We start from the raw sequence: 16,649 nt of genomic DNA on the forward strand, positions 1-16,649 counted from the left end.
TGCAGGCATCACTCCACTAGAGAATGGAAGCATGGACGGTACTTGTGCAAGTCCCCAGCAGATGAACGCCCAACAGCGTTCGGCGCATATCCGTGAGGTGGTGCTGGCCGAGGGCGTGCGATTGCGCCAGCGCCACCCCTGGCTGCTGCATCAGGACGCCCTGGGCGCGGGCATCCTGGCGTTTGCGCTGGTCGGCATGCTGGGTTCGGCAGCGCTCTATATCAGCGGCCAGATGGCCTGGTGGGTGTGCCTGCTGCTCAATGCCTTCTTCGCCTCACTCACCCATGAGCTGGAACATGACCTGATCCACAGCATGTACTTTCGCAAGCAGCGCGTGCCGCACAACCTGATGATGGGCCTGGTCTGGCTGGCGCGACCGAGCACCATCAATCCATGGATTCGCCGGCACCTGCACCTTAACCATCACAAGGTCTCCGGTACCGAGGCCGATATGGAAGAGCGCGCGATCACCAACGGCGAGCCCTGGGGCATCGCGCGCTTGCTGATGGTGGGCGACAACATGATGTCGGCATTGATCCGCCTGCTGCGCGCCAAGACCTGGCGGCACCGGTTCAGCATCCTCAAGCGCGTAGTGATGGTGTACGCACCGCTGGCGCTGCTGCATTGGGGCGCGTGGTACGTGTTCCTGGGTTTTCATGCCGCCAATGGCATCGCCAGCCTGATGGGCGCGCCCATCGAGTGGTCAGCCGGCACGCTGCAGATGATGCAGGTGATCGACATCGCCGCCGTGGTGATCATCGGCCCCAACGTGCTGCGCACCTTCTGCCTGCACTTCGTCAGCTCCAACATGCATTACTACGGCGATGTGGAGCTGGGCAATGTGATCCAGCAGACCCAGGTGCTCAACCCCTGGTGGATGTGGCCGTTGCAGGCGTTCTGTTTCAATTTCGGCAGCACCCACGGCATCCACCATTTTGTGGTGAAGGAGCCGTTCTATATTCGCCAGATGACCGCCAAGGTGGCGCACAAGGTCATGGCCGAGATGGGTGTGCGCTTCAATGATTTGGGCACCTTTGCGCGGGCCAATCGGCTTGAGCGCCAGGAGCAGCCGCGCAGCGAACTGTCGTTCAGCAAGCGATGAACGCCAACGGCAGGTCGCGGATCTGTTCGCGCGCCGGCGGCTGGTAGTGATCGTCGCTGGTCAATTCATGCAGCAGCTCTTCGCGCAACTGGTGGAATTCAAAGCTGCTGCGCTGGCGTGGATGGGGCAGGGCAATCTCGACCACCTGCTTGATCCGTCCCGGTCGAGGCTCCATCACCACCACCCGGTCGGCCAGGAAAATCGCTTCCTCCACGTCGTGAGTCACCAGCACCGTGGTGATGCTGGCGCGGGCGCGGATCGCCAGCAATTCGTCCTGCATCTGCTGGCGGGTCAGCGCATCCAGTGCGCCGAACGGCTCGTCCAGCAGCAGAATTCGTGGGCTGGCGACCAAGCCGCGAGCGATCGCCACCCGTTGCGCCATGCCGCCGGACAACTGGTGAGGATAGGCGCGGGTGAAGTCAGTCAGGCCCACCAGTTCGATAAAGTCGCTGATGCGCCGGCTGCGCTCGGCCTCGCTCAAGGGCTCGTTGACCAGACCCAGGCCAATGTTCTGTGCCACCGTCAGCCACGGAAACAGGCGGTGTTCCTGGAACACAATGCCGCGTTCGCCACCGATGCCGTTCACCGGTTTACCGTCCACCTGAATCTCGCCGCGAAACTGCGTATCCAGCCCCACCAGCAAGCGCAGCAGCGTGGATTTTCCGCAACCGCTGGAGCCGACAATCGCAACGAATTCGCCCTCGGCGATCTGCAGGTTGAACTCACGGATGGCCTCCAATTCGAAGCCGTCCACATCGAAAGACTTGCCCACATGGTTGAAGCTGACAATCGGTGCGTTCATGCGTGTCTCCAGCGGGTGGCGCGAGTTTCCAGGCGTTGGCCGACAAGGTTGAGGGTGGCGCCGGTAAGGCCGACCAGCAGCATGCCGCTCATGATCAAGTCCATGCGCAGCAGCTGTTGGGCGCCGATCATCAGGCTGCCGATACCGCCGTTGGACGGCATGAAGTATTCCGCGCCGATGGTGCCCAGCCAGGCGTAGATCAGGCTCAGGCGCAGGCCGGCGAAAATTCCCGCTGCCGCGCCGGGCAAGATCAGGCAGCGCAGCCGTTGGGGCAGGTCCAGGCGCAGCACTTGGGCGGCTTCGCTCAGTTGGGGGGACAGGTTCAACACGCTGCGCTGGGTGGCGACAAACAAGGGGAAAAACGCCGCCAGGCCGATAAACACCCACTTGGCCAATTCCCCCAGGCCAAACCAGGCCGTGAGCAGTGGCACCCAGGCGAAGATGGCGATCTGGCGCAACGCGGCGAGGGTAGGGCCCAGTACCCGCTCACTGCGCGGTGACAAGCCCAGCCACAAGCCCACGGCAAACCCCAGGCTGCCGCCCAGCACCAAGCCGCCCAAGGTGCGCCCCAGGCTTTTGCCCAGCGCCCCCGACAGCGTGCCATCCGCGACACCCGAGGCGGTGGTGTGCAGCACCGTCCACGGGCTCACCAGGATATTCGCGTCGACCCAGCCCTGTTGCGTCGCCACCTGCCACAGCGCGAGCAACAACAGCGGCAGCAGCCACGGCTGCAGGCGTGGCCAGCCGTGGTAACGCGGGCCGCGACGGATCTGCGCCGTGGCCGGATGCGGCCAGTGCACCCAGCGCCGATCCAGCCAGCCGATGCCACGGTCCATCGCCACGCCCAGCACGCCGATGACCACGATGCACACAAAGACGATATCGAGCATGAACAACTGGCGCGCCCACACCATCAGGTAGCCGATGCCTTCGCTGGAGGCGAGCAGTTCCACCGCCAGCAGCGACGTCCAACCGGCTGCCAGGGCCAGGCGCACGCCAGCCATGAACGCCGGCAGGGCGGCGGGCAGGATCAGCCGGCGGATCAGCAGAGGGGTGGGCAGGCGCAGCACCCGCGCAGCCTCACGCAACTGCGGTTGGGCATCGCGCACGCCGACCAGCGTATGCAGGGTGACCGGCACCACGATGGCATTGACCAGCACCACCAGTTTCAGCGTCTCGCCAATGCCGAAAAACACCATGAACAGTGGGATCCACGCCAGGGTCGGCACCTGAGACAGCGCGCTGAATGTCGGAAATACCAGGCGCTCGGCACGCGCGCTGAAGCCCAGCCAGGCGCCGAGCAAGGCCCCGGCGCTGATGCCCGCCAGCAAGCCCCAGCACAAGCGTTGCAGGCTGATCGCCAAATGGCTCCACAACTCGCCGCCCGCCAGTTCCACCGCGCTGCGCCAGACCAGTGAAGGCGGCGGCAGGATCTGTTCGCTCATCCACTGCTGACGGCTGGCCAGCCACCACAGGGCAAACAGCGACAGCGGCAGCAGCCAGTGGCTGAACGACGGCCAGCGCAGGATGGGCGTTGTCAGAGGCGGGCTCAACCGTGCGCTCCGGGCCATTGAGGACTTCCCTTTCGTTATGTGATTTCGATCTTATAAAAACGTAATCAAGATGATTGTGGGATAAGAGAACTCATTTAAAGCCTGCGCTCCACACGCATCCAATGCATTCGAAGAATATTTTCGATGCTGTTTATGCATAGGTCGCTGGAGCCTGCGGTTTGGCTCGCATAGTGCTGAAAGCTATAAAATTGTGAATTTATAGTATTTAAAGTTTTCAGCAGCCTGTGCCTACTTTCAGCTCCCCGGCGACCGACGCCCACCAGGAGCTGCGCTTATGAAACTGCCCTTCAAACGTCTTATCACGCTGTTCGCGGGCACCGCACTGGCGGGGCTGGTGCATGCCGCCGAACTCAAGGAAATCCGCATTGCCGTGCCCGACCTCAGCGCTGGCACCCAACACAGCGGTGGCGGCATCACCGATGTGTTGCGCCAACAGCAGATCTTCGAAAAGGCCTTCGCCGACCAAGGCATCACGATTCAGTGGAATTACTTCAAGGGCGCGGGCCCGGTGATCAACGAAGCCTTTGCCAACGGCCAGGTGGACCTCGCCTACCTGGGCGACCTGGCGGCCATCATCGGCCGCTCCAATGGCCTGCAGACCCGCTTGCTCAGTGCAACGGCACGGGACATCAAGCAGTACCTCGGCGTGGTACCGGGCTCGGGCATCAAGACCCTGCAAGACCTCAAGGGCAAGCGCGTCGCGGTGTTTCGCGGCACGGCCAGCCAGTTGTCGTTCGACAGCGCACTGGCCAGCCAGGGCTTGAATGAGAAAGACCTGAAAGTCATCAACCTGGATTTCAACGCGGCCGGTGCGGCGCTGGCCGCCAAGCAAATCGACGCGACCTGGGGCGGCTCGAACCTGACCGCGCTGCAAGCCAAGGGGCTGGCCGAAATCGCCCTGACCACCAAGGACCTCGGCGGTGCCGGCAGCATTCAGGCGGTGCTGGTGGGCAGCAAACAGTTTGTCGATGAGCATCCCGACGCCGTGGCCAAGCTGCTCAAGGCCCAGCAGCAGGCGGTGCAATGGTTGACCGATGACAGCAACAAGCAGGCTTACATCGAACTGGTGTCGGGGCTGGCCAGTTATCCGCCGGTGATCCTGACCAATGATTTGAAAGACCAGCAGCTCAGCGCGATTTTCCCGGCAACGCTTGATCCGGTGTTCCTTGGCAAATTGCAGGATGCAGTGGACTTGGCGTCCAGGGAAAAGCTGATTCGCCGGTCGTTTCAGGTGAGTGACTGGGTGGCGCCTGGGTTGGTGGCGGCGGGGCTTTGAGCTGAGTGGTGCCTGGGCCATAGCTATCGGGGGCAAGCCCCCTCCCACACTTTGAATGTGTTCGCAGTTCAAATGTGGGAGGGGGCTTGCCCCCGATGAGGCCTTCAGACCGCCACACTCACCTCTTGCCTGTCTACCTCAACCAACGTCTCGATCATCGCCTTGGCCGCCGGCGACAAGCGTGACCCGGTACGGCTGACAACCCCGCACCGCGCACTCAGGGTCTCCAGGCTCTGCGGCAGATTGCGCCAGTGCAGCAGCACCAGCGCACCTCGGGCGATGTCCTCGGCGAACGCTTCTTCGGTGCCCACGCCGATGGCATTGGACTGCAGCACAATCTTTACCAGCGCCGGGAAGTGTTCGGTCTGGATGCTCGGTGAAAAGTCCATGCGCCCGCTCAGGTTTGCCAGCAGTTTGCGAATGCCCTGGGAGATCAGCGGCGCGGCCAGCGGGTAGTCGAACATGTCGTTGGTCGACAGGCTGTCCTTGGCCAGCAGCGGGTGCCCCGGGCGGCAGAAAAACACGCCGCGCTTGGGCGTCAGCGCACGGGTCTGGAAGTTCGGGTCGGCTTCGAACTGGCGGATGTCGGCAATGAAGAATTCGATCTCCTCACGGCTCAGTGCACGGCTGAGCTTTTCCCAGTTATCCACTTGGAAACTGGTGCGGATTTTCGGGTGCGCGCCGATAAAACGCGCCACCGCATCCGGCACCAGCTTCACCGCGGGCGCCGGGCCGCAGCCGAAGCGCAGGTCGCCGGCATCGAGCTTGGTCATGCGCGTGACTTCACTGCTCAGCAAGGCGGCGCCATGCACCAGGGTCAGGGCGTGTTGCAGCACCACCTGACCTTCCGGTGTCGGGCGCAGGTCCTTGTGGCCACGGTCCACCAGCACGCAGCCAAACTCCTGTTCCAGCCCCTGGATACTGCGGCTGAACGCCGGTTGCGTGATGCCCATGGCGTCCGCCGCACGCACAAAACTGCGGTGTTCGTTGAGGGCGATGAAGTAGCGCAGCTGACGAAGATCCATATGCATTCCCGGCATTTGAAAAATAGGTCGAAGGCATTTGCGAGCGACGCAGCTGAGGTTTTAAATGCAAGCTCTTATTCCGTCAACGAAGCATTGGTTCAATTGCTAGATCTAAAAGGCATATGAATAGAGCGTTGTCGGCGAGCGTTCCACCATCCGCAGGCACATGAGGGTCACTACAATGAGCAACGCCGCATTAGCTGTTCAACCCATCGCCCAGGCACTGGAGATTCATCCGGTTGCCGGCCGCATCGGTGCCGAGATTCGTGGCATCACACTGTCCGGTCACCTCGATGCCGCCACGGTCGAAGCCATCCAGCAAGCGCTGGTGCAGTACAAGGTGATCTTCTTTCGCGAGCAAACGCACCTCGATGACCAGAGCCAGGAAGCCTTCGCCCATCTGCTCGGCGAGCCGATTGCGCACCCGACTGTGCCGGTACGCGACGGCACGCGCTTTTTGATGGAGCTGGACGGCACCCGCGGCCAGCGCGCCAATTCCTGGCACACCGACGTGACCTTCGTCGACGCCTACCCGAAAGCCTCGATCCTGCGTTCAGTGCTGGCGCCAGCCTCCGGCGGTGACACCGTCTGGGCCAACACGGCGGCCGCCTACAACGACCTCAGCGTCGAACTGCGCGCCCTGGCGGACAACCTCTGGGCCATTCACAGCAACGAATACGACTACGCCGCGCGCAAGCCGGATGTGGCGGTGGAGAAGCTTGAAGAATACCGCAAGGTGTTCACCTCGACGGTGTATGAAACCGAGCACCCGGTGGTGCGCGTGCATCCGGTCAGTGGCGAGAAAACCCTGCTGCTGGGGCATTTCGTCAAACGCCTGAAAGGCTACTCCCAGGCTGACTCGACGCAACTGTTCAACCTGCTGCAAAGCCACGTCACCCGCCTGGAAAACACCGTGCGCTGGCGCTGGAACAGCGGCGACGTGGCCATCTGGGACAACCGCGCCACCCAGCATTACGCGGTGGATGACTACGGCACCCAGGAACGCATCGTGCGCCGGGTGACGCTCAAGGGCGATGTGCCGGTGGGTGTGCAGGGCCAACGCAGCCAGACCACCAAAGGCCTTTAAATTCACACAGATGATCGTTCCCACGCTCCGCGTGGGAATGCCTCCTGGGACGCTCCGCGTCCCGCTACCGCGCACAGGTGACGCAGAGCGTCACGGGCTGCATTCCCACGCAGAGCGTGGGAACGATCATAGGCCTTACCAGACCCCAATCTGCACCACCCTCTCCGCCTCCGGCTCCCCATAGCGAAACCACTGGCCACGCACTTCAATCTCCGTGTGGCTGATGGTCGTGCGCCGCTTCAACCCACGCAGCCACTCGAACAGATAACCCACGTGTGTCTCGCGCACATCCGCATAGGCCGGATCGGCGCCCAGGTCGTGCACTTCCTGCGGGTCGTTTTCCAGGTCGAACAGCTGCGCGCGAAAGCCGTCGTACGCCAGGTATTTCCAGCGCTCGCTGCGCACCATGGTCATGCGGCAACGGTCGATCGGCTGGCCCAGGCGCTCGCGGGCCGGCGCCTGGAAGGCGTAGTCGTATTCGGCAATTGCATACTGGCGCCAAGGGGTCGGCTGACCATGCAGCAGCGGGATCAGCGAGCGGCCTTCCAGGCGGTGATCGGCGGCGGGCAGGCCCAGGGCGTCGAGGAAGGTCGGCAGGGCATCGATGGTCTCTACCAGGCGCGCGTCCACCGAGCCGCGGCTGCTATCGGCACTGGCGCGCGGGTCGCGCACAATCAAGGGAATGCCCACGGCAGGCTCCAGCAGAAATTCCTTTTCACCGAGGAAGTGGTCGCCGAGGAAGTCGCCGTGGTCGCTGGTGAACACGATCAGTGTGTCATCCCAGCGCCCGTTGCTTTGCAGGAAATCGAACAGCCGCCCGAGCTGGTCGTCGATCTGTTTGATCAACCCCATGTAGGTCGGAACCACCGTGAGCCGCACCTCGTCGCGGGAGAAATTCACGCTCTCCTGGTGCTGGCGGAACGCCTGGTACACCGGGTGATCGCTGGTCTGCTCCGGTTGAATCGGCGCCTGGACATGCTCGGCGGCGTACAACGCGTGGTACGGCGCCGGTGCGATATAGGGCCAGTGCGGCTTGATGTAGGACAGGTGCAGGCACCAGGGTTGCTCGGCCTGCTCCTGGATGAAGTCGATGGCGCGGTCGGTGGTGTAGACGGTTTCCGAATGCTGCTCGGCGACCCGTGCCGGCAAACCGGCGTTGCGCATATGCCAGCCGCTGAGCACTTCGCCGTTTTCACCTTGTGCGGCATTGGCCCATTCATGCCACGGGTTGCTGCCGCTGTAGCCCTGTTCGCGCAGGTAATGCGTGTAGGGCGCGGACTCGCGTTTATCCTCGAACAGCGGGCTGTCGGGGTAGATGCCGTCGTGACGAAAGTAGGCGTCGAAGCCCACTTCATTCAGCGGCTCGGCCTGGGCGCTTTCGGGGTCGATGTTCACGCGTTGCAGCGCATCCAGATTCGGCGTGGCGTGGGTCTTGCCCACCAGCGCAGTACGGATGCCGTGGGGGCGCAGATAGTCGCCAATGGTCAATTCGTCCAGCGGCAGCGGCACGGCATTCCACGCCACCTGGTGGCTGCTGACATAACGCCCGGTGTACGCCGACATTCGCGACGGCCCACAAATGGTGCCTTGGGTGTAAGCCCGGCTGAAACGCACGCCGGCAGCGGCGAGGCGGTCGATATTGGGGGTGTGCAAATGCGCATGGCCGTAGCACGAGAGGTAATCGCGGCGTAGTTGATCGCACATGATGTACAGCACATTGCGCACGGGTTGGGGTTTGGACATGAGGCTTCACCGAACGGAGGACAGGTGACGGTTTTCGCCGTTCGGATGGGCGCTGGCAAGTGCATTTGGGGTCTGGGTTTCATGCAGTGAATGCATGGGGCTTGCCCCCGATGGCGTCGGTTCACACAGCGACATTCTCCAGCGTACAAATGTCTTCATCCAACTCATCAATCTCCTTGATCTGCTCAATCATCGCCTCCGCCAGCGGCGACAACCGATACCCCGCGCGGCTGACGATGCCGTAGCGGGTGTAACGCTCCTCCAGGTTTTCATCCAGGCCGTCGATCGTCAGGCACACCAATTCGCCGCGAGCCATCTGCAGCACGTCGCTGTTGGCGCTGACGATACCGATGGCGTCCGAGCGCAGCACCACCCCAGCAGGCTGTAGCCGTTTTCGCATTCGACATTGGGCAGGTAATCCGGTCGGCCGCTGAGGTCGACGATGACTTTGCGCAGGTTCGGTGGGCGGATGGTCACGGCCAGCGGATAGCTCATCAGTTCGGCGGCGCTGACGCTGTCGCGGGCGGCGAGGGGGTGGCCGACGCGGCAGCAGAAATACCAGCGGCGCGGGCGCAGGCGATGGGTGTGATAGTCGGGGTTGGCCTCGAAATGACGGGTGTCGGCGACGAAGAATTCGAACTCTTCGCTGAGCAGGCGTTTGCTCAAGCTTTCCCAGTCGTCCACCTGGAACTGCACGCGGGCCTTGGGATAGCGCCCGATAAAACTGCCGATGGCGCGGGGGATCAAGCCGCCCGCCGGGGCCGGGCCGCACCCGAAGCGCAGTTCGCCTGCCTCGAGGCCATTGAATTGGCTGATTTCGTTAGCCAATTGCTGCGCGCCGCTGACCAGGCGCCGGGCGTGTTCGAGCAGCACCTGGCCTTGTTTGGTCGGCGCCAGGTCTTTGCGCCCGCGGTCCACCAACTGGCAGCCGGCGCTGTGTTCCAGGGCCTGGATGCTGCGGCTGAAGGCCGATTGCGACAGGTTCACCGTCAACGCCGCCGCGACAAAACTGCGTTGTTCGGCGAGGGCGATGAAGTGGCGAAGCTGGCGCAGGTCGATATGCATTTTTCACATCAAAAATATCCGGGAAATGCATTGGCTATGCATTAGGTCGACTCCTTATAAAGGCTATCTCTTATGCAGTAAATGTTCGTAAAAACATAAATAAATAACCTAAAGGAATATCAGAGATTGAATATTCCCGGGTTCCGGAGCCGCTCATGAGTCTGTTCACGCCCGCTGTACCTTGCTTCCCCTGGACGCTCAAGCGCCTGCCCTTGGCCCTGTTGCTCGCGGGCAGTGCCGGCTGGTCGTCCAGCCACGCGGCTGAGCCGGCGCCTGCGGGCGAAAGCATTAGTGGCCAGCTGGAAACCGTCACGGTCACGGCCCGCCGGCGCACCGAAAGCGCCCAGGCGGTACCGACGCCCATGAGCGTGGTCGGCGGCCAAGCGCTGGAGAGCCAGCGGGTGTACCGGATTCAGGATTTGCAGCAACTGGTGCCCAGCGTCAACGTCGCCTATATGCATGCGCGCCAGTCCAGCGTGTCGATTCGCGGCCTGGGCAACAACCCGGCCAGTGACGGCCTGGAAGGCAGCGTGGGGTTGTATATCGATAACGTGTACCTCGGCCGCCCCGGCATGGCGGTGTTCGACCTCATGGACATCGAGCAGCTCGAGGTGCTGCGCGGCCCGCAAGGTACGTTGTTCGGCAAGAACACCACGGCGGGGGTGATCAATATCAGCACGCGCGCGCCGAGTTTCACCCCGGAGCGCAGCATCGAAACCTCGCTGGGCGAGGACGGTTATTTCCAGACCAAGGGCACGATTTCCGGCCCGCTGACCGATGAGTTGGCCGGGCGCTTTTCGGCCTATCGCACGCGCAGCGACGGCGACATCAAGAACGAACATGACGGGCATGACCTCAATGGCGGTTCGCGCCAGGGCTTTCGCGGGCAACTGCTGTACAAGCCCAATGAGGCGTTCAACCTGCGCTGGATCGGTGACTACAACGAGGAGGATTCCAGCGCCGGTACCCGCGTGCTCTACAGCACCGGGCCGACCATCAACGGTACCAACCTCTACCAGTCCAGGGCCAACGCAGCGGGCGCGACGCTGGTCGATGGCACCCACCGCAAGGTCAATCTGGACAATGACCAGCACGTCACGGTGTTCCAGGGCGGAACGTCGCTGGAGGCCAACTGGACCTTGCCGAGCGATTTCACCCTGACGTCGGTCAGCGCCTACCGCTGGTGGAATTTCACCCCGCGCAATGATGACGGGCTTAACGTGCCGGCCTCGTATAACGCCGGCGTATCGGTGGAAGACAAACAGTGGTCCCAGGAATTTCGCCTGGCTTCACCCCAGGGCGGGTTCTTCGACTACGTGCTCGGCGCCTATTACTTCGGCTCAGACCTGGATAACCAAGCCTTCGCCTACTACGGCCCGAGGGCCGACATCTGGAACGGCACGCCGACCGGCGCGTTGAATAATGTGAGCAGCGTCGGCAACGGGCACATCCGCACCGACAGCTTTGCGCTGTTCGCCCAAGGCACCTGGCACCTGACTGAACGCCTGGATTTCACCGCCGGCCTGCGCGGCACCTACGAAGAAAAAAGTGCCTGGGTGACACGCAATGCCCCGCTCGGCGGCGTAGCGGTCAGCGGCGCGGCTGCCACGGCGCGGCGCGGGCGTGCCGGGGCGTATGACTCGGGTGACCTGACGCAATACAGCGCCACGCCGTCGGGGCTGCTCAACCTCAGTTATCACTTCAACGACAACCTGCTGGGCTACGCGACGCTGTCCCACGGCGAGAAGTCCGGTGGCGTCAACCTGGCGGTCGGCTCGGCACCGACGGCCGGGGCCGACTCGCTGCTGATCGGCACCGAGCGCGCCAACAATGCCGAGTTGGGTTTCAAGAGCACGTTGTGGGATCGACGCCTGCAGCTCAATGCCAACCTGTTCTGGACCCAGGTCAATGGCTACCAGACCAACGCTTACGATCAGGACAACCGGGTGCAATACCTCACCAACGCCGGCTCCGTGCGCTCGCGGGGCGTTGAAGTGGAAAGCACCCTGGTGCCGATCAAGGGCCTGACGTTGAATATCAACGGCTCGTTCAACGACGTGAGTTACCTGTCTTACAAGGACGCGCCCTGCCCGCCGGAAGTCAGCCTGCGCCCCGGTGCGCCGGCGTCCTGCGACTTGACCGGGCACCAGGTGGTGGGCGCGTCGAAATGGATTGCCAATGCCAACGGCGAGTACAAGTGGAACCTGGATAACGGCTTTGAACCCTACGTCACCGCCAGTTATGCCTTCCGCTCCAAGGCGGTGGGCACGGTGGAAGACTCCGACTACGGGCAGATCCCCGCCTATGCGCTGGTCAACCTCTCCACTGGCCTGCGCGGCAACTACGAGCAAGGCCAGTGGGATGTGTCGTTGTGGCTGAAAAACGCCTTCGACAAAACCTACTACACCACCCTGTGGACCGGCGGCAACGGCGGTTACGAAGGCCTGCTGGGCACGCCGCGCACCCTAGGCGTGACCGGGCGCTACGACTTCTAGCCCGGTGCGGTAGGTGGCCGGGCTGAACACCCGCGTCACCAGCAGCATCGCCACCGCCGTTACCGTGAGCACGACCCAGGCGCTGATGAAGTTGCCGGTGAGTTCGCGCAGCCAGCCGGTCAACCACGGCGAAATCGCGTTGATCAAAAAGCCCACGCCTTGTACGAAGGCCGCCAGTTGCCCGGCCTGGCGTGGGTCGCGGTGATGGTCGAGGGTCAGCAGCAGGCTCAGGGCGAAGCACGCACCCAGGCCGAACCCGCACAAGGCCACCCACAGGTGCGGGAATGCGGTGGGCGCGATGATCAGGCCGAGGTAGCCGAGGGTTTGCGCCAACAGGCTGAAGCCGAGCAGCGGGCGACGGTCGATCCCACGTTGCGCCAGTACCGGCATCAGCAGCGCGGCGATTACTTGAAAAATGGTCATGAACGCCAGCAACGAGCCGCTGGGCAGCACGCCCCAACCCAGTTGCTGATAGTAGGCGGGCAGCCAGGCCACCATGCTCATGTAGCCGCAATTGACCAGGCCGAAATACAGCGCCAGCAGCCAGGCGCGGCGATTGCGCAGGCCTTTGAACGCAGGGGCAACCTGTGTATTTCGGGCGGCGCCCAGTGGCAACCCTGCCCATAGCAACAACGCCCCCAGCGCCGGCAACAGCCACACGCCCAGGCCCGCCTGCCATTGCTGGAAATACGTGGCCACCACCGGGCTGAGCAGCGCCGCGAGCCCTCCACCGGCCATCAGCGACGCCGAATACACGCCCATCGCCACCGGCACTCGATGCTGAAATTCGCGCTTGATCATCGCCGGTACCAACGCCTGGATCAGCGCCACACCCGCGCCGCCGAGCAATGCCGTGACCAACAGCGCCGAGGCCTGGCCCATCAGCCAGCGCGCCAGGCACGCCAGCAAAATCATCACCAGTCCCAGCGCAATACCGCGCCGTTCACCCAGCCGTGCTTCTACCCTCACGCCCACCAGCGCCACCAACCCCATGCACACCACCGGCAGGCTGGTGAGCAGGGCGCTGCTCTGGAAGCTCAGGCCGGTGGCTTGGCGAATTTCACCGAGCAGCGGGCTGATGGAGCTGAGGATGGGCCGCAGGTTCAGGCCCAGGACCACCAGGAGACCCCAGCCTGCGAGCTTGCTGGCGATCGAATGGTTAAGCGTCATGCAGGACCTGCCGGAGTGCAAAAAGAGGCAGGGAGTATGCCAGCCGTTGTGCTGGGTCGACAGCCTGAGCACGCCTGGGGTGAGTTGCTTATCTGGTGCGATGCAAATCCCGTTTGAACCATGCCTTCGCTGAATATTTTGTATGCCGTAAACGCATGCAAAAACAAGCGCTTCGTGCAAAGCCACGGAAGACGCGGGCTTGACGCAGGGGACGTATTTTTATATTCGCTTTAGATATATCCATAACTTTAAAGATTACTTTAAGAGATAAGCGCTCAACCCCGATGATTCAGCCCTCGACGGCCTTTCAAGCAGGCCTGTCGGTTTTTTGGTCTTAAAGCCGTAGGGAGTGAATCAATGGGCAATGTCCAGACCGCCGCCAGTGCACAAGAGGCGCAATGGCGCCTGGCACCGGGTGGTGAGTTGGTCGACCTTGGCCGGCCGCACCGTGCGCCGTTGGGTCAGTTACGCCTGCAACAGACCCCCAAGCGGTTTTCCAGCCGACGCGAAGGCATTCTGCTGGGCTTGTTGGTGCTGGCCTTGCACGGCGCCGTGATCTATTGGGTGAGCCAGAAGCCCACTCCGGTGCTGCCAGTGGTGCCGCCGGAAATTCCGCCGATGACCATCGAGTTTTCCCGGCCGGCGCCACCCGTGGTCGAGCCGCCACCGCCCGTGCCGCCACCACCTGCGGTGGTCGAGCCGCCACCGCCGGTGGTGGATGAGTTGGCCGCCAAGCCGGCGCCGCCCAAACCGATTCCTAAACCCAAACCCAAACCCAAGCCCGTGCCCAAACCTGAGCCCAAGCCGGTACCCAAGGCGATCGAACAGCCGCCCGCGCCGCCTGTACCCGCGCCGCCGGCACCTGTTGCACCGCCCGCGCCGGCCCCGGTAACGCCCGCTTCGGCCAACGCTGCGTACCTGAAGAACCCGGCGCCGGAATACCCGTCGCTGGCCCAGCGCCGCGGATGGGAGGGCACCGTGTTGTTGCGGGTGCACGTACTGGCCAGCGGCAAACCGGGTGAGATCCAGCTGCAGAAAAGCAGCGGTCGCCAGCAACTCGATGACGCCGCATTGGCCGCCGTGAAGCGTTGGAGCTTCGTGCCGGCCAAGCAGGGTGACGTGGCCCAGGACGGCTGGGTCAGCGTGCCGATCGATTTCAAGATCCATTAATTATTCAGCTGCACAGAGGGAACACATCATGGCTTTGGCATCTCCACTTGAATCCATTGAAAGCGCGGTGATCTGGCTGTTGGTGGTCTTTTCGGTCGCCACCTGGGGCTTGGCGTTGTTGAAGGGCGTGCAATTCGGGCGCCTCAAGGCCCAGGATCGCCGGTTTCATAAAAAATTCTGGGCCGCCTCGAGCCTGGACGCCGCCGCCGAATTGACTGAAACCCAACCGGGCGCGGCGGCCCGAGTAGCCCATGCCGGTTACGCCGCGATCCAGGTCGGCGATACCCAGCACGCGGCTGACCTGAGTCAGGCCATCAATCATCAGGACCGCCTCGAACGTGCCTTGCGCCAGCAGATCGTGCGTGAACGCCGCTCCCTGGAAACCGGTCTGGCCGTGGTCGCCAGCATCGGCAGCACCTCGCCGTTTATCGGCCTGTTCGGCACGGTGTGGGGCATCATGGAGGCGCTCAAGGGCATCAGCGCCGCCGGCTCGGCCAGCCTGGAAACCGTGGCGGGGCCCATCGGTGCAGCGTTGGTTGCGACGGGCGTGGGGATTGCCGTCGCGGTGCCGGCGGTGCTGGTCTACAACTATTTCCTGCGTCGCCTGAAGCTGACGGCTGCCGATCTGGATGACTTTGCCCACGACTTCTACAGCCTCGCGCAGAAAAACGCCTTCCGCGTGCTGTTGCACCCGGCGCTGACCAAGACCAGCGCCGCCCAACCGCAAAAAGTGAAGGAGGCCTCCTGACATGGCCTTCTCCACCCAAGACAGCGACGAGGTGCTGAGCGAGATCAACGTCACGCCGCTGGTAGACGTGATGCTGGTGCTGCTGGTGGTGTTTATCGTCACCGCGCCGCTGCTCACCAATGCGATTCCGATCAACTTGCCCAAGACCGAGGCCGTGGCCCCGGTCGAGCAGAAAGACCCGCTGGTGGTGAGCATCGACGGTGCCGGCAAACTGTTTATCAACAAGGACGAAATCCAGCCGGACCTGCTGGAGTTCAAGCTGCAGGCGGCCAAGGCCAAGGACCCCGATGTGCGGGTGCAACTGCAGGCTGACGATGGCGTGAACTACGGCGAAGTGGCGCGAGCCATGGCGTCTATCGAGCGCGCGGGGATAACCAAGCTGTCAGTGATTACCGCACGTTAATCGCAACAAAGCCGCGACGATTTTTGGGCCGTTTCCTTGGCAGGGTGCGGCCTTTTTTTTGGATGTGGGAGGGGCAAGCCCTAATGCCAGTCAGTTAAGAAGTAGAAAGGGTAAAAAGTAACCTGTGGCGAGGGAGCTTGCTCCCGCTGGACTGCGCAGCAGTCCCATTTTTGGGGCCGCTTCGCGGCCCAGCGGGAGCAAGCTCCCTCGCCACAGGTACAGTGTTCGTCCTTAACTGACTGGCATTAGGGCAAGCCCCCTCCCACATTTGATCATCATTGGTTATGGAATTTGGTTATTAATAAATAGCTTCTTATTCCTTAACGAATATAAACCACGTCCCTATACTGGTCTGCAACGTTAAACGCTGCAGGAGGGCACACCCATGCACAGCGAATCGATTCGTTACCTGATCGTGCCGGGCTGGCAAGGATCGCCAGAAAATCATTGGCAAAGTCACTGGCAGAACAGCCTGCCCAACAGCGCGCGCGTGGAGCAGGATGACTGGCTGACCCCGCGCCGCGAAGACTGGGTGGCGGCGTTGGCCGAGGCCATCGCCGCCGACAGCACGCCGGTGATCCTGATCGCCCATAGCCTGGGTTGCATCACCGTGGCGCATTGGGCCGCCACCGCGCCGGTGAATTTCCTGCGCCAGGTGCGCGGTGCCTTGCTGGTGGCCCCGGCGGATGTCGAACGTCCGGCCTGCGCCCCCGCTCTGCGCAACTTTGCGCCGATTCCTACCGACCTGTTGCCGTTTCCCAGCCAAGTGGTCAGTTCCGACAACGACAGTGCCGTCAGCGCGCCACGGGCGTTGGAGCTGGCGCGCCACTGGGGCGCCGAAGCCGGCATCCTGTCGGGGGCCGGGCATATCAATGTGAAGTCCGGCCACCAACGTTGGGAGCAGGGTTTCGCGTACCTCTATCGCCTGCAAAATCGCCTCGAGCATCACGCTCGGCGCCGTGCATAACCTATTTCAACGCCCTGTCCCT

General features: G+C 62.8%; 13 protein-coding genes and 1 pseudogene. 8 read left to right on the forward strand and 6 right to left on the reverse strand.

Going from position 1 to position 16,649, the window contains the following annotated elements; translation table 11 throughout:
- Positions 1-31 precede the first annotated feature (31 nt).
- Entirely contained in the window at positions 32-1,102 is a 1,071-nt protein-coding gene (locus C4J88_RS01085; RefSeq protein ID WP_124365387.1) for a fatty acid desaturase, read from the forward strand.
- On the opposite strand, the gene C4J88_RS01090 is transcribed toward C4J88_RS01085, so the two are convergent.
- Together C4J88_RS01090 and C4J88_RS01095 are read right to left on the reverse strand one after the other, a co-directional pair.
- Positions 1,089-1,904 carry an ABC transporter ATP-binding protein gene (locus tag C4J88_RS01090; RefSeq protein WP_124365388.1) on the reverse strand — a complete coding sequence of 272 codons (816 nt, stop codon included), beginning with the start codon at positions 1,902-1,904 and terminating at the stop codon, positions 1,089-1,091. The genes C4J88_RS01085 and C4J88_RS01090 overlap by 14 nt on opposite strands.
- Positions 1,901-3,475 (reverse strand): ABC transporter permease, encoded by a 1,575-nt coding sequence (locus tag C4J88_RS01095; protein WP_124405986.1) that lies wholly within the window; start codon positions 3,473-3,475, stop codon positions 1,901-1,903. Before C4J88_RS01095 ends, C4J88_RS01090 begins: the two co-directional genes overlap by 4 nt.
- A gap of 277 nt (positions 3,476-3,752) precedes the next feature.
- On the opposite strand from C4J88_RS01095, the gene C4J88_RS01100 reads away from it, so the two are divergent.
- Positions 3,753-4,754, forward strand: a complete 1,002-nt coding sequence (locus C4J88_RS01100) for an ABC transporter substrate-binding protein (RefSeq protein ID WP_124405987.1) — start codon at positions 3,753-3,755, stop codon at positions 4,752-4,754.
- Positions 4,755-4,858: 104 nt separating this feature from the next.
- Here C4J88_RS01100 and C4J88_RS01105 read toward each other — a convergent pair whose 3' ends face one another.
- Complete coding sequence (locus tag C4J88_RS01105) at positions 4,859-5,779, reverse strand: LysR family transcriptional regulator (protein WP_124365391.1); 921 nt, start codon at positions 5,777-5,779, stop codon at positions 4,859-4,861.
- 181 nt (positions 5,780-5,960) lie between these two features.
- On the opposite strand from C4J88_RS01105, the gene C4J88_RS01110 reads away from it, so the two are divergent.
- The gene (locus C4J88_RS01110; RefSeq protein ID WP_124365392.1) at positions 5,961-6,866 is read left to right on the forward strand and encodes a TauD/TfdA family dioxygenase; all 906 of its coding nucleotides are present in this window, start codon (positions 5,961-5,963) and stop codon (positions 6,864-6,866) included.
- Between the two features lie 135 nt (positions 6,867-7,001).
- Here C4J88_RS01110 and C4J88_RS01120 read toward each other — a convergent pair whose 3' ends face one another.
- Both C4J88_RS01120 and C4J88_RS01125 read right to left on the reverse strand, forming a co-directional pair.
- Positions 7,002-8,609, reverse strand: coding sequence for an alkaline phosphatase family protein (locus C4J88_RS01120; protein ID WP_124405988.1), 1,608 nt, complete (start codon positions 8,607-8,609; stop codon positions 7,002-7,004).
- 121 nt (positions 8,610-8,730) lie between these two features.
- Positions 8,731-9,674, reverse strand: a pseudogene (locus C4J88_RS01125) (LysR family transcriptional regulator).
- Between the two features lie 155 nt (positions 9,675-9,829).
- Here C4J88_RS01125 and C4J88_RS01130 point away from each other — a divergent pair.
- The gene (locus C4J88_RS01130; protein ID WP_124405989.1) at positions 9,830-12,169 is read left to right on the forward strand and encodes a TonB-dependent receptor; all 2,340 of its coding nucleotides are present in this window, start codon (positions 9,830-9,832) and stop codon (positions 12,167-12,169) included.
- Here C4J88_RS01130 and C4J88_RS01135 read toward each other — a convergent pair.
- Complete coding sequence (locus C4J88_RS01135) at positions 12,140-13,339, reverse strand: CynX/NimT family MFS transporter (protein WP_124405990.1); 1,200 nt, start codon at positions 13,337-13,339, stop codon at positions 12,140-12,142. The genes C4J88_RS01130 and C4J88_RS01135 overlap by 30 nt on opposite strands.
- Before the next feature lie 357 nt (positions 13,340-13,696).
- On the opposite strand from C4J88_RS01135, the gene C4J88_RS01140 reads away from it, so the two are divergent.
- The 4 genes from C4J88_RS01140 to C4J88_RS01155 all read left to right on the forward strand — a co-directional run bounded on the left by C4J88_RS01140 (position 13,697) and on the right by C4J88_RS01155 (position 16,627).
- A complete protein-coding gene (locus C4J88_RS01140) occupies positions 13,697-14,509 on the forward strand; it encodes an energy transducer TonB (RefSeq protein WP_124405991.1) in 813 nt (270 codons plus the stop codon).
- Between the two features lie 25 nt (positions 14,510-14,534).
- Positions 14,535-15,257 carry a MotA/TolQ/ExbB proton channel family protein gene (locus C4J88_RS01145; RefSeq protein ID WP_124368924.1) on the forward strand — a complete coding sequence of 241 codons (723 nt, stop codon included), beginning with the start codon at positions 14,535-14,537 and terminating at the stop codon, positions 15,255-15,257.
- A gap of 1 nt (position 15,258) precedes the next feature.
- Complete coding sequence (locus C4J88_RS01150) at positions 15,259-15,660, forward strand: biopolymer transporter ExbD (RefSeq protein ID WP_124360761.1); 402 nt, start codon at positions 15,259-15,261, stop codon at positions 15,658-15,660.
- A gap of 385 nt (positions 15,661-16,045) precedes the next feature.
- Entirely contained in the window at positions 16,046-16,627 is a 582-nt protein-coding gene (locus tag C4J88_RS01155) for an alpha/beta hydrolase (RefSeq protein ID WP_124405992.1), read from the forward strand.
- Positions 16,628-16,649: the final 22 nt, after the last annotated feature.

The organism is Pseudomonas sp. R4-39-08 (assembly GCF_003852275.1).
GTDB lineage: Bacteria > Pseudomonadota > Gammaproteobacteria > Pseudomonadales > Pseudomonadaceae > Aquipseudomonas.

Coding starts and splice junctions, on each gene's coding strand:
- C4J88_RS01085 (WP_124365387.1), top strand. CDS start 32: ATGGACGGTACTTGTGCAAGTCCCCAGCAGATGAACGCCCAACAGCGT.
- C4J88_RS01090 (WP_124365388.1), bottom strand. CDS start 1,904: ATGAACGCACCGATTGTCAGCTTCAACCATGTGGGCAAGTCTTTCGAT.
- C4J88_RS01095 (WP_124405986.1), bottom strand. CDS start 3,475: ATGGCCCGGAGCGCACGGTTGAGCCCGCCTCTGACAACGCCCATCCTG.
- C4J88_RS01100 (WP_124405987.1), top strand. CDS start 3,753: ATGAAACTGCCCTTCAAACGTCTTATCACGCTGTTCGCGGGCACCGCA.
- C4J88_RS01105 (WP_124365391.1), bottom strand. CDS start 5,779: ATGGATCTTCGTCAGCTGCGCTACTTCATCGCCCTCAACGAACACCGC.
- C4J88_RS01110 (WP_124365392.1), top strand. CDS start 5,961: ATGAGCAACGCCGCATTAGCTGTTCAACCCATCGCCCAGGCACTGGAG.
- C4J88_RS01120 (WP_124405988.1), bottom strand. CDS start 8,609: ATGTCCAAACCCCAACCCGTGCGCAATGTGCTGTACATCATGTGCGAT.
- C4J88_RS01130 (WP_124405989.1), top strand. CDS start 9,830: ATGAGTCTGTTCACGCCCGCTGTACCTTGCTTCCCCTGGACGCTCAAG.
- C4J88_RS01135 (WP_124405990.1), bottom strand. CDS start 13,339: ATGACGCTTAACCATTCGATCGCCAGCAAGCTCGCAGGCTGGGGTCTC.
- C4J88_RS01140 (WP_124405991.1), top strand. CDS start 13,697: ATGGGCAATGTCCAGACCGCCGCCAGTGCACAAGAGGCGCAATGGCGC.
- C4J88_RS01150 (WP_124360761.1), top strand. CDS start 15,259: ATGGCCTTCTCCACCCAAGACAGCGACGAGGTGCTGAGCGAGATCAAC.
- C4J88_RS01155 (WP_124405992.1), top strand. CDS start 16,046: ATGCACAGCGAATCGATTCGTTACCTGATCGTGCCGGGCTGGCAAGGA.